This is a genomic window from Marinobacter sp. F4206 (assembly GCF_019392195.1).
Taxonomy (GTDB): domain Bacteria; phylum Pseudomonadota; class Gammaproteobacteria; order Pseudomonadales; family Oleiphilaceae; genus Marinobacter.
In genome coordinates this window covers 33,218-44,587 of the sequence record NZ_JAHXKI010000007.1, presented here as the reverse complement: position 1 = coordinate 44,587, position 11,370 = coordinate 33,218, and the positions used below count along the sequence as shown (strand labels likewise).

Genomic DNA, 11,370 nt, shown 5'->3' with positions numbered 1-11,370 from the left:
TTCAGGCCCGACCTTCATGGCATTTGCTCAACAGTCCTCACCCCATGCCCGTCATGCCCGCCCTACCTCGCGGGTCATGCTCTGGGTGATCATTGCAACCTTGCCCGGACTGCTGGCGCAAACCCTGTTCTTTGGCTGGGGCAACCTGATCAACGTCGTCTGGTGCATCGCCGTGGCGATGGCCTGCGAGGCAGCCATCCTGAAGCTCCGGAATAAGCCGGTCGCCTTTTTCCTCAAAGACAACACGGCTGCGGTAACGGGACTGCTGCTTGGCTTGTCGCTGCCGCAGTTCGCACCCTGGTGGGTATCCGGCATTGCCGTGATATCCGCCATCGTGGTCGCCAAGCAACTATACGGCGGCCTGGGTTCCAACCCCTTCAATCCGGCCATGGTGGGTTACGCCCTGGTACTGATTTCCTTCCCGGTTGCCATGACCACCAACTGGGCAGAGCCCGCCCTGCTATGGAACGGCGCCCCGGGTTTTGGTGAAACGCTCACGACCATCGCCTCGGCCCAGCAGACCTCGGTGGATGGCTGGACCATGGCCACCCCCCTGGACGAGTACAAACACAAAATCGCCACCCGGACCGCCGCCGAAGTCCTTGAGCACCCAACCTTTGGCGAGGGCATCGCCCGGGGCTGGGAGTGGGTTAATGCGGCGTTCCTGGCGGGTGGCGTGTTGCTGGTCCTGCTCCGGATCATCACCTGGCACATTCCGGCCGGTTTTCTCGCCGGACTTGCCGTTATGAGCCTGGCCTTCGGCAACAACGCCGATCAGTACGCCCCGCTGTCCCTGCACCTGCTGGCGGGAGGCACCATGCTCGGGGCCTTCTTCATTGCCACCGATCCGGTGTCGGCGGCAACCAGCCATCAGGGCAAACTCATCTACGGGGCCGGAATCGGCGTGCTCATTTACCTGATTCGAACCTGGGGCAGCTACCCCGATGCCGTGGCCTTCAGTGTTCTGCTGATGAACTTCGCGGTACCGTTCATTGATCACTACACGCCACCGAGGACCTACGGCCACCACAAGGCCCGCCGCGGTGTGCCGGGCAGGAAGCAGGGATAAGATATGGCCGCACTTGCACAATCGATTCGTCGCAGCGCCATTGGTCTGGGCCTGTTCGCCATGATCACCGGGGGCACCATCGCGGTCACCCAGGCGCTTACCGAAGAACGTATACAGGAACAGGCGGCCCGCGCCGAGGCCAAGGCCCTGTTCGAGATCATTCCCGAAAGCGCTCATGACAACGATCTGCTTCGGGATACGGTTCAGCTGCCGGCCAGTGACCGACTCGCCACCGACGGACCGCCGACGGCCTGGGTGGCGCGACGGGATGGCCAGCCCACGGGCATGATCCTGCCGGTCGTTGCCCCGGACGGCTATTCGGGTAACATCCGGCTTCTGGTCGGTGTGGACCTGAACGGCACTGTGCTCGGTGTCCGGGTCACCAGTCACAGGGAAACGCCCGGGCTGGGGGACCGAATCGAGGCCAAGAAGTCGGACTGGATATTCGATTTCGAAGGTCGGTCACTTGGCCAACCGCCACACCGAGAGTGGAACGTGAAAAAGAACGGCGGTGAATTCGACCAGTTTACCGGCGCCACCATTACGCCCCGGGCAGTGGTCAAGGCGGTCCAGAAATCCCTGATCTATTTCCGTAAGAACCGGCAGGCAATCCGGGAGCGCCTCAACGAGGCGCCATCACCCCGACAGCAAGCCATCACTCCGGAAGCCATTGCCGGAGAAGCAACCCGTTCGGAGCATTCCTGATTATGGCCACCAAAACCTCCAACGAAATCATTCGTGACGGGCTCTGGACCAACAACCCCGCCCTCGTTCAGGTATTGGGACTTTGCCCGCTACTGGCGGTAACCAGCACGGTCGTCAATGCCATTGGCCTGGGACTCGCAACCCTGATGGTGCTGATGGGCTCAAACCTCGCCGTGTCCCTGATCCGGAATTTTGTCGGCGAATCGGTCCGACTGCCGGCCTTCGTGATGATCATCGCGTCGTTCGTTACCTGCGCCGAACTGCTGATGCAGGCCTTCACCTACGAGCTATACCAGATTCTGGGCATCTTCATTCCGCTGATCGTTACCAACTGCGCCATTCTTGGCCGGGCCGATGCCTTTGCCTCCAAGAGCACGCCCGGACCTGCCCTGCTGGATGGCGCTATGATGGGGTTGGGTTTTCTTGCAGTACTGGTGGTGCTGGGCGGCCTGCGGGAGCTGGTTGGCCAGGGCACGCTGTTTGTCGATATGGATCTGTTGCTGGGCCCCATGGCGACCGACTGGGTCATTCGCCCGTTTGAGAGCTATCCGGACGTACTGTTCATGGTCTTGCCCCCGGGCGCGTTCGTCGGCTTGGGCCTGCTGATTGCGCTGAAGAACGGCATCGATAACCATATTGAGCAGCGCCGCAAAGCGGCCGAACCGTCCCCTGCCACCAGCGGCAGCAAACGCGTTCGCGTGACCGGCAACGTTTCCTGACCCGCAGGCAAGGTGAATTCCAGATCTCATGAACAAGCAAAAACGTATTGAAATCTTTACCCGGCTGCGCGACGCCAATCCGAATCCCACCACGGAGTTGAACTACAGCACGCCGTTCGAGTTGTTGATCGCCGTCATCCTGTCGGCCCAGGCGACCGACGTTGGCGTCAACAAGGCGACCGACAAACTGTTTCCGGAAGCAAACACTCCGGAGGCGATTCTGGCGTTGGGCGTGGACGGTCTAAAAGAATACATCAAGACCATCGGCCTGTTTAACAGCAAGGCCGAAAACGTCATCAAGACCTGCCGGATCCTCATCGAAAAGCATGGCAGCCAAGTGCCGGAAAAGCGCGAAGATCTTGAAGCCTTGCCGGGCGTTGGGCGGAAGACCGCCAACGTGGTTCTCAATACAGCGTTCGGCCATATGGCCATGGCCGTGGATACCCACATTTTCCGGGTTTCGAACCGGACGGGCATTGCACCGGGGAAAAACGTTCTAGAGGTCGAACAAAAGCTAATGCGACTGGTGCCGCGGGAGTTCCTGCTGGACGCCCACCACTGGCTGATTCTCCATGGGCGTTACACCTGCACCGCCCGTAAGCCAAAGTGCGGAGCGTGCAGCATCGAAGATCTGTGCGAGTTCAAGGAAAAGCGCGACTATCAGTAGGCCCACCCGAGGCGTTTCGCCAGCGCCGGGCCCATAAAAAAGCCGGCAGTGAATGCCGGCTTTTTACGGTCAGGGCTCAGCGATTACCGCTGCCCCAGCATCTTCTCTTTCAGGTCTTCCTGGGCCGGCTTGTCAGACAGCCAGATACCAAAAAGCGCTTTTTTGAATGCCAGGTCACCCATGGTGGCCTTTTGCTGGCCGTTCTTGAGGACGTTGACACCTTCGCCCGGCAGGTAAACCAGATCGAAGACATCACCCTCCTTTATTTCCTCCTGGAACACCGCCATGAACTGGTCCACATCACTCTGGATCGCAGCCATATCGCCGCCGGTCGACGATTCAAACCCTTCCAGGGTCGCTTCGGTCATGCGTTCACTGGTGATCATGCCGGAGATGATGTGCAACGTGATAGCCTGGGGCTCATCGGCGTTGATTACAGCCTCACCGTCATCAATGGCTTCCGGCACGTACAGGCCACCTACATAGAGGTCCATAAACCACTTGGACCGGGTGCCTGCGCCATTAAGCTTCAGTTCGGTATCCATGGCCGAATAGGTGTCGGGTACGTCCACACCCTCGACGGTCAGAGCAGATGCCGGCGCTGACAGCGCGGCTGCCATGGCCAGAGACATAAAACCGGTAAAGAGAGCCTTCTTCATAGTCCTTTCCTTTTCGATCGTTATTATTGACGTGTTTCATTCGTGCACCGGGTTTCGACACCCTTATCCCCGCCCGGTCCGGGCATTCTAACAACGACGGGGGATGGTCCGGCTGAACCTGGTTCTCATTTGCGGCCATACTGAAACAGAAAAACCGGCCAGGTTTCCCCGGCCGGTTTTGGCACGATCCGATAAAGACAAGGATTACTTGAACAGCAAATTTCCGGAAAGGCCCTCTTTCTCAAGAATCTCTCGCAGGCGACGCAGCGCTTCGACCTGAATCTGGCGAACCCGCTCCCGGGTGAGCCCGATCTCCTGCCCCACTTCTTCCAGTGTGCTGACCGGATAGCCCCTCAGACCGAAGCGACGGGACAGAACTTCCTGCTGCTTCTCACTGAGCTGATCGATCCATTTTTCCAGGCACGAACACATGTTGTTGTCCTGGAGCAGGTCCGCAGGATCGGAAGCCCCTTCATCGGCAACCGTGTCCAGCAAGGATTTCTCACCCCCGGTGCCAATCGGGGTGTCCATGGAGGCAACCCGTTCGTTGAGCCCCAACATGCGTTTAACATCAGCGACCGGCTTGTCGACCATCCGCGCGATTTCTTCAGCAGACGGCTCGTGATCCAGCTTCTGGGTCAGTTCCCGTGCGGCACGCAAGTAAAGGTTGAGTTCCTTGACCACATGAATGGGCAGCCGGATAGTCCGGGTCTGGTTCATGATCGCCCGTTCAATGGTCTGCCGGATCCACCAGGTGGCATAGGTTGAGAAGCGGAATCCACGTTCCGGATCGAATTTCTCCACCGCCCGAATCAGGCCAAGATTACCCTCTTCAATCAGATCGAGCAGAGTCAGGCCCCGATTGACGTAACGCCGTGCAATTTTCACCACGAGCCGGAGATTGCTCTCGATCATTCGCTTTCGGCCGGAGTCCTCGCCCTTGCGTGCCAGACGAGCGAAATAAACTTCCTCCTCCGGTGTCAGGAGGGGCGAAAAACCGATTTCGTTGAGGTAAAGCTGAGTGGCGTCCAGCTGCTTCTGGCTGGTGAAATAACGCCCCTGGGTGGGAATCTCTTCATCTGCGTCCGCGGTCTCTTCATCCGCTGACGACTTGTCCACTTTCTCTTCTGCTAGCAATTGATCCTCGGACTCATCCACGTCCGCCGCGCGATCAATGATGATTTCTTCCTGCTCTGCTGACATTTTCCTGCCCCGCCTCTCAATAATCCTGGGTGTTCGTCCGATACTTCTTGTTATTGCGGACGTTCTTCGTAAACTGCTTTTCTTCTTCAGGACATCTGTTGGTTGGCCGGTCACAACTGCGACCGTTTTTTATTTTTTTCGAACGCGGTTTTTCTGTCAGTGCCGGTGGTGGCGGGAAGCAGCATCCTGACTGCCTCTGCGCTAACGTCTTGGAAGGTAGTGGGCGGGATCAACCGGATTGCCATTTTTTCGGATTTCAAAATGCAACATGGGTCGTTCAGCGCCACTGCTACCGAGCTCTGCGATCACCTGACCGGCTTTCACATCCTCCCCTTCCCGCACCAGAATCTTCCGGTTGTGTGCGTAAGCACTCAAATAGTGCTCGTTATGATTCACAATAATCAGGTTGCCGTAACCAAGCAACCCATTGCCGGCGTAAACAACGTTTCCGTTTGCCGCTGCCTTTACAGCATCCCCGGCTTTTCCGGCAATATCAATACCTTTGTTGACTTTTCCGGATGTTGAATATCCAGCAATTACGGTGCCAATGTGCGGCCAACGCCAGTTCACCCGCGCGACCGTCTGACTCTGTGACGCCAGCGGAGCTCCCTTTTCCGGGGCCCGGGTCACCGCCGGTTTTGGGACAGGTTTCGGCGTGGGCGCCGGTGGCGCTGCTCGAGGCTTGCCCGACGAGGCGGCAGAACGTCTGGATGCAACCCGATTCTGACGATCGGATGTGACAGTTCCGCGAAGGTCAAGACGCAAGACCTGACCTGCCCTCAGGGTCCAGGGTGGATCAATCCCGTTGGCGCTGCCCAGCTCACGGTAATCACGACCGTAGCGCCAGGCGATGCTGTAAAGGGTTTCACCCGGCTGAACCACGTGTCGACCCCAGTAAACGGGCGGGTTGTAGAGGTCATCCTGATACAGGGCAGGCGTGTTACAGCCGCTCAGCAGCGCGGCCAGAAGCAGGATCGCAGACACCGGAAACTGACGACGGGGGTATTTCAGGGCACGAGGTGAAACCTGGGCACCGGAAGGGAACCGCGGGAAAGCCGGCAAAGCGGCACTGAACAGCCCACGCAAGAATCTCACAAGAATAAAAACGACCCAGTTATAAAAAATCCGTATAACGCATCCACTGTGTCACACAACTTTCTAAAGTTTTAAAAGTAACTTGCTAATATATTGCACAATTTCCTGGGGAATCCAAGTTACCTCCTGACCACACCTGTTACCGGGAGAAACATCCTGTCTGTGCGTTAGGTAACATTTTGTTCATCCTGTGCCGCCGAATCTCGGGACACCTTCCTCCGCGGGTTTCGCGTTCCGCCCCATTCGACCAGCAGCACCAGCAAAAATCCACCGACGGCAATCAATACTGCGAGCCCGAGTCTCGGGTCCTGCCCGGTCAGATCCGCAAAGGCAAAGGGACCGATGCTACTTTCATTCAAGGGAACCTGTTCACCCGAACTGTTAGTCCGCCAGCTAAGCGTTTGCTTCCAGGGCCACACCTTGTTCAGGGCGCCGACCATAAAGCCGGTGAGAAGGGCCAGGACGAAATCGTGAAAATGATGGAATGCCCAGGTAATAACACGCGCGATAGAAAGCAGCCCCAGCAGACATCCCGCCATGAACAGCAACAGAATGCCGAGATCCGCGGTTTTGATGGCCGCAAGAACCGGAGCATACATACCGATAATGACCAGAATGAAACTGCCGGAAATACCCGGGAGAATCATGGCACAGATGGCCAGTGCGCCCGCGCCGAAGAAAGCCAGCCCGGAGGGAGTAAGCTGGCCCGCGGACAAGGTGGTTATCCACCAGGCCAGACCAATACCGATGAGCAGCGGCACACACAGCGAGGGCCGATAATGCCGAACCTGACGGCCAACATGCCAGACCGACGCCACAATCAATCCGAAAAAGAAACTCCAAATCAGAATAGGGTACTCGACAAGCGCGTAGCTGATGGCCGAGGCCAGGGTCAGGATACTGGTCAGCACCCCGCCAAGCAGACAGATCAGAAAGGTTCCGTCACAGACTTGCCAGAAAGCTTTGAAACGGCCCCGGATCAAATCACTCAGGATGGCACCGGGGACTGCATTGATGGCCTCCAGCAAGCGGAAATAGATACCTGTGATGAAAGCAATCGTGCCACCCGACACCCCGGGCACGATGTCAGCCGCCCCCATCGCCATGCCTCGAACAAAGACCGCAGCCGGATGGTGTGGGCGGTTCAGGTTAACGGCATTCCGGACGTCATCGTTCAACGGACCACCCCGCCCAGAAGGGGGACGAAGTGCACCGGTTCAAGTTCTTTATGGTCAAACCGGTCTCCCCTGCGCGTTACTTCCACCAGGGTCTGGTTTTCCTCGCCAACGGGCGCAATCAGCACACCGCCGTCACACAGCTGCTCCAACAGTTCCGGCGGCACTTCCACCGGTGCGGCGGTCACGATAATGCCGTCGAAGGGCCCCCTATCGGGCCACCCCATCCCACCGTCGGCATGCTTCAGGAGGACGTTCCGCGCATTGAGCTGGCGCAAACGATCACGGGCCCGGTCCTGGAGTGGCTTAATCCGCTCGACGCTGAAGACCTCGTCAAACAACCGGGCGAGAACCGCGGTCTGGTAGCCCGAGCCAGTACCCAATTCGAGCACGCGGGCGGGTGCGTGGGCGAGCATAAGCTCGGTCATGCGCGCCACAATATAAGGCTGGGACAGAGTCTGGCCGTAACCAATGGGCAACGAGGTGTCCTCATAGGCCCGATGAGACAGCGCCTCATCCAGAAAGATGTGGCGCGGCACCTCGCCAATAATGTCCAACACACGATCGGATTCAATGCCAGCCTCACGCAGACGCTGCACCAGACGCATGCGGGTTCGCCGAGAGGTCATGCCGATACCCTGGAGTTGTGCGCTCATCCACCCGCCTCCTCGCCATGGCCCAGGCCTTCGATCCAGTCACGGAGCGGTACAAGAGCCTCATGACGGGTCATGTCGATATGAACGGGTGTGATGGACACAAAACCCTCGCGCACGGCATGGAAATCGGTACCGGGTCCGGCATCGCCACCCGCGCCCGCGGCGCCAATCCAGTAGCGCTCCTTCCCTCGGGGGCAGGTCATGGGAACGGCCCCCTCGGCTCTTTCTCGATGACCCAGTCGAGTGACCCGGAAACCGTTCAGGCGGTCCCAGGGTACATCCGGTACATTGACGTTGAGAATGGAACGGGGGCCCAGCACCAGCGGGCGCTCGGACTCAAGCAGCAGACGAACCACACGGGCAGCGGTCTCGTAGTGAAAGTGGCCGTCGTTGACCAGCGAGACGGCAATGGCTGGAAGTCCGAGGTGGCGACCTTCCGTTGCGGCGGCAACGGTTCCGGAATAGATGATGTCGTCGCCGAGATTGGCATGGGTGTTGATGCCGGATACGACTCGATCGAACGGTTCCTGAAACAGACCGTTGACCGCCAGGTGCACACAATCCGTGGGAGTGCCGTCAACGGAGCGGAAGCCGTTGGGATGTTGTTCTACGGTTAAGGGGCGATTCAGGGTCAGGGCGTTACTGGCCCCGCTGTGGTCCCGATCCGGGGCAACGACTTCCAGGTCGCCAATTCCCTGAAGCCCGTCATACAGGGCAATTAGCCCCGGCGAATGGACGCCGTCATCATTCGACAACAGAATACGCACTGTGTTCTCCGCTAGCTTTGTTGCTTGTTATGGCGGCCGAGGCTCATGTCCTCAAGCTCGAAAATATCACTCAGAATGGTGGTGGCGTACTGGCCCGGCGCAAGCGTGAATTCCACCCGCAAACAGCCCTCTTCCTGCCAATACCAAGCCAGTTCAGCGGGCCTGGCCCTCAGCGCGCGACGCTCGGGCTTCATCCGGGTCGTCGAAAACAGCTGAACCAGCCCCGGCGCCTGCTCGACGACGCCTCGCTCCAACATTTCCTGGAGTCCACTGGCGGAGGTACCACCATCGCCCCAGAGCGGTCCGGTTGCTTCCGGTTCACCGGCGGCAAGTCCCGGCTCACCGTCAATCGGACTCAACCAGGTACCATCGGCCACCCTGCGGGCAAGAACTTCGTTGAACAGCCATGAACGCGCTGCCGAAAAGTACAATACGTTTTTCGAAGCCTCTCTGCCAGCGCGGTGTTTTCCTTTACGTCCCCGCCCCCCGGAGCGTCCCCGGGGATCCATTGCAGAGGCATCCATGGTAGCCGCCCGATCCAGATTGGCACCGCCGAAGCCAAACCGCTGGGGCCCAAAATAATTGGGCGCACCGTCAACCTCAAGGCGCGTCAGCGCTTCGTCAATTTCAGCACGTCGGCCGTCAATGCCGCGCAGGGTGATGATAAACCGGTTACCCCGATGCTCACCGCGACGGAGTTTGCGATTGTGGCGCCACGCCCCCAGCACGCGCCAACGCTCCGCTACATTCGCAATAAAATCGGCATCGGAGTTCGCCATGCCCGGGCGGTAGAGACTGAACCACTGGCTGGTGACCGCATGGCGATCCTTCATGCCACAGAAGCCAACGTCAAACGACCTGCAGCCGGACAGCACAGCCAGCTCGCGAGCGACAAATTCGGTATTGTCACCGGTTTTCTGCAACCGAAGGCACAGGTGCTCCCCGTCTCCGCCAGCTTCTTCTCCAGGATCGGACCGTTCGGGAAAACCGGCAATTTCTTCATCGACCTGAAAATCTTTCGGGCATGACTTCAGCTCTGCCCGCGCCACCCGAAACCCCGCCGAAGTCGGCCAGTCCAGGCGCCAGCGGCCGGCAGGCGTGGCATCACTCATGAGGGGACCTGCTCCAGCAGGCAGATGGCCTGGCAGGCGATGCCTTCGCCGCGGCCAGTGAAACCGAGCCTCTCGGTGGTGGTTGCTTTCACGCTCACTCGACTGGCGGGAATGCCAAGGTCTTCCGCAATATTGAGGCGCATGGTTTCAATGTGCGGCGCCATCTTTGGCGCCTGGGCGATGATCGTGCTGTCGACGTTGACCACGCCATAGCCTTCATCCCTTACTCGCAGCATGACCCGACGCAAGAGGTCGCGACTGTCGGCGCCAGCCCACTCATCACTGGTATCCGGAAACAGGTGACCAATATCCCCCAGAGCAACCGCTCCGAGAAGCGCATCCGCCAGCGCGTGCAACAGGACATCACCGTCTGAGTGGGCCTTCAGTCCCCGGTGATGGGGAATGGATACGCCCCCGAGAATAACCGCATCACCCTGACCAAAGGCGTGGACATCAAAGCCCTGACCAATACGCATAACATACTCCGGGAAGACAATAAGTTCAGAACCGGCTGAGAATAAAGCCTGCCAGATCCAGATCGGCCGGAACGGTTACCTTGATGTTGTCTGGCCGACCCTCCACCAGTAACGGCATATTACCGGAAAACTCCATCGCAGAGGACTCATCGGTCACTGCCTGCCCCGATTCCTGAGCCCTCGCCAGTGCATCGACGAGCGCAGCGTACCGGAACATCTGTGGTGTCAAGGCACGCCACAGGCGGCCCCGGTCTACTGTCTCCACGACTTCCGGATTCGCTCCCCTGCCCGCCTTTTTCAGGGTATCGGCGACCGGCGCCGCCAGTAGTCCGCCAACCGGGTGATCCGACAGGGTTTCAACCAGTTTCACGAGATCCCCGGGATGAACACAGGGACGAGCCGCATCGTGTACCAGAACCCAATCGTCATCGGCCACCTGCTCAGCCAGTGCCAGCAGCGCTGCACGCACGGAATCCGAGCGCTCGGCACCACCGGTGCAGGTCTGGATGCGACTGTCCGTGCTGGCCTCGGTATCGGGCCACCAATGGTCCGCCGCATTCAGGGCAACCATGCAGCCGGCAAACGGGGCCGAATCCAGTAGCCGTGACAGGGTGATATCGAGAATGAAACGGGAGTCAATGCGAAGATACTGCTTGGGGCATTCAGCCCGCATGCGCTGGCCGATTCCAGCGGCAGGCACGACAAGCCAGAGTTTTGAGGTAGTCATGGGTTTTCCGTGGAACGTCTGGGGACTCGAGATCTGGAACTCAGTTTTCTACAACGAGAAAAAACGTTTCATCCTCGCGAATCAACCCAAGGTTCATTCTGGCGCGTTCCTCTACGGCGCCACGCTCGCCGCGCAGGTTCCGGACCTCCGCATAGAGGCGCTCGTTGCGGGTAGCCAATTCGGCATTCTCCGCCCGTTGTTCGGCAATGGACTGTTCCAGCGCCCAGACCTGCGCAAAGCTGCCCTCCCCGACCCACAGGCGAACCTGCAGCAGGATTATCAGCACAACCATGGTGGTCCAAAGCAACTTCATTGCCGATTCCGTCAAGAATTAACCGAT

14 protein-coding genes are annotated in these 11,370 nt (G+C 59.0%); 4 read left to right on the top strand and 10 right to left on the bottom strand.

What is annotated here, in order from left to right:
* The first annotated feature begins 16 nt into the window (after positions 1-16).
* The 4 genes from rsxD to nth are packed head-to-tail and all read left to right on the top strand — an operon-like array spanning position 17 to position 3,160.
* A complete protein-coding gene (gene rsxD / locus KZO34_RS18210; RefSeq protein ID WP_219478376.1) occupies positions 17-1,069 on the top strand; it encodes an electron transport complex subunit RsxD in 1,053 nt (350 codons plus the stop codon).
* A gap of 3 nt (positions 1,070-1,072) precedes the next feature.
* Positions 1,073-1,774 (top strand): electron transport complex subunit RsxG, encoded by a 702-nt coding sequence (rsxG, locus tag KZO34_RS18205; RefSeq protein ID WP_219478375.1) that lies wholly within the window; start codon positions 1,073-1,075, stop codon positions 1,772-1,774.
* Between the two features lie 2 nt (positions 1,775-1,776).
* Positions 1,777-2,493, top strand: a complete 717-nt coding sequence (locus tag KZO34_RS18200; protein WP_219478374.1) for an electron transport complex subunit E — start codon at positions 1,777-1,779, stop codon at positions 2,491-2,493.
* A 28-nt stretch (positions 2,494-2,521) separates the two neighbouring features.
* Entirely contained in the window at positions 2,522-3,160 is a 639-nt protein-coding gene (nth, locus tag KZO34_RS18195; protein WP_219478373.1) for an endonuclease III, read from the top strand.
* An 83-nt stretch (positions 3,161-3,243) separates the two neighbouring features.
* Here the strand turns inward: nth and KZO34_RS18190 are convergent, their stop codons facing one another.
* The 10 genes from KZO34_RS18190 to KZO34_RS18145 form a co-directional block, all read right to left on the bottom strand.
* Positions 3,244-3,819 (bottom strand): chalcone isomerase family protein, encoded by a 576-nt coding sequence (locus KZO34_RS18190; RefSeq protein ID WP_219478370.1) that lies wholly within the window; start codon positions 3,817-3,819, stop codon positions 3,244-3,246.
* A gap of 204 nt (positions 3,820-4,023) precedes the next feature.
* Positions 4,024-5,022, bottom strand: a complete 999-nt coding sequence (gene rpoS / locus KZO34_RS18185; RefSeq protein WP_219478369.1) for an RNA polymerase sigma factor RpoS — start codon at positions 5,020-5,022, stop codon at positions 4,024-4,026.
* Between the two features lie 201 nt (positions 5,023-5,223).
* The gene (locus tag KZO34_RS18180) at positions 5,224-6,108 is read right to left on the bottom strand and encodes a peptidoglycan DD-metalloendopeptidase family protein (protein ID WP_219478481.1); all 885 of its coding nucleotides are present in this window, start codon (positions 6,106-6,108) and stop codon (positions 5,224-5,226) included.
* A gap of 176 nt (positions 6,109-6,284) precedes the next feature.
* Positions 6,285-7,295, bottom strand: a complete 1,011-nt coding sequence (locus KZO34_RS18175; RefSeq protein ID WP_459076679.1) for a polyprenyl-phosphate transporter — start codon at positions 7,293-7,295, stop codon at positions 6,285-6,287.
* A complete protein-coding gene (locus tag KZO34_RS18170; protein WP_219478367.1) occupies positions 7,292-7,948 on the bottom strand; it encodes a protein-L-isoaspartate(D-aspartate) O-methyltransferase in 657 nt (218 codons plus the stop codon). The genes KZO34_RS18175 and KZO34_RS18170 overlap by 4 nt, the downstream gene beginning before the upstream one ends.
* Positions 7,945-8,715, bottom strand: coding sequence for a 5'/3'-nucleotidase SurE (gene surE, locus KZO34_RS18165; protein ID WP_219478365.1), 771 nt, complete (start codon positions 8,713-8,715; stop codon positions 7,945-7,947). The genes KZO34_RS18170 and surE overlap by 4 nt, the downstream gene beginning before the upstream one ends.
* An 11-nt stretch (positions 8,716-8,726) precedes the next feature.
* The gene (gene truD / locus KZO34_RS18160) at positions 8,727-9,827 is read right to left on the bottom strand and encodes a tRNA pseudouridine(13) synthase TruD (RefSeq protein ID WP_219478363.1); all 1,101 of its coding nucleotides are present in this window, start codon (positions 9,825-9,827) and stop codon (positions 8,727-8,729) included.
* The gene (gene ispF / locus KZO34_RS18155) at positions 9,824-10,303 is read right to left on the bottom strand and encodes a 2-C-methyl-D-erythritol 2,4-cyclodiphosphate synthase (RefSeq protein WP_219478361.1); all 480 of its coding nucleotides are present in this window, start codon (positions 10,301-10,303) and stop codon (positions 9,824-9,826) included. The genes truD and ispF overlap by 4 nt, the downstream gene beginning before the upstream one ends.
* Before the next feature lie 25 nt (positions 10,304-10,328).
* Positions 10,329-11,030 carry a 2-C-methyl-D-erythritol 4-phosphate cytidylyltransferase gene (gene ispD, locus KZO34_RS18150; RefSeq protein WP_219478359.1) on the bottom strand — a complete coding sequence of 234 codons (702 nt, stop codon included), beginning with the start codon at positions 11,028-11,030 and terminating at the stop codon, positions 10,329-10,331.
* A gap of 40 nt (positions 11,031-11,070) precedes the next feature.
* Positions 11,071-11,343, bottom strand: a complete 273-nt coding sequence (locus KZO34_RS18145) for a septum formation initiator family protein (protein ID WP_219478356.1) — start codon at positions 11,341-11,343, stop codon at positions 11,071-11,073.
* Positions 11,344-11,370: the final 27 nt, after the last annotated feature.

Coding starts and splice junctions, on each gene's coding strand:
- rsxD (WP_219478376.1), top strand. CDS start 17: ATGGCATTTGCTCAACAGTCCTCACCCCATGCCCGTCATGCCCGCCCT.
- rsxG (WP_219478375.1), top strand. CDS start 1,073: ATGGCCGCACTTGCACAATCGATTCGTCGCAGCGCCATTGGTCTGGGC.
- KZO34_RS18200 (WP_219478374.1), top strand. CDS start 1,777: ATGGCCACCAAAACCTCCAACGAAATCATTCGTGACGGGCTCTGGACC.
- nth (WP_219478373.1), top strand. CDS start 2,522: ATGAACAAGCAAAAACGTATTGAAATCTTTACCCGGCTGCGCGACGCC.
- KZO34_RS18190 (WP_219478370.1), bottom strand. CDS start 3,819: ATGAAGAAGGCTCTCTTTACCGGTTTTATGTCTCTGGCCATGGCAGCC.
- rpoS (WP_219478369.1), bottom strand. CDS start 5,022: ATGTCAGCAGAGCAGGAAGAAATCATCATTGATCGCGCGGCGGACGTG.
- KZO34_RS18170 (WP_219478367.1), bottom strand. CDS start 7,948: ATGAGCGCACAACTCCAGGGTATCGGCATGACCTCTCGGCGAACCCGC.
- truD (WP_219478363.1), bottom strand. CDS start 9,827: ATGAGTGATGCCACGCCTGCCGGCCGCTGGCGCCTGGACTGGCCGACT.
- ispF (WP_219478361.1), bottom strand. CDS start 10,303: ATGCGTATTGGTCAGGGCTTTGATGTCCACGCCTTTGGTCAGGGTGAT.
- ispD (WP_219478359.1), bottom strand. CDS start 11,030: ATGACTACCTCAAAACTCTGGCTTGTCGTGCCTGCCGCTGGAATCGGC.
- KZO34_RS18145 (WP_219478356.1), bottom strand. CDS start 11,343: ATGAAGTTGCTTTGGACCACCATGGTTGTGCTGATAATCCTGCTGCAG.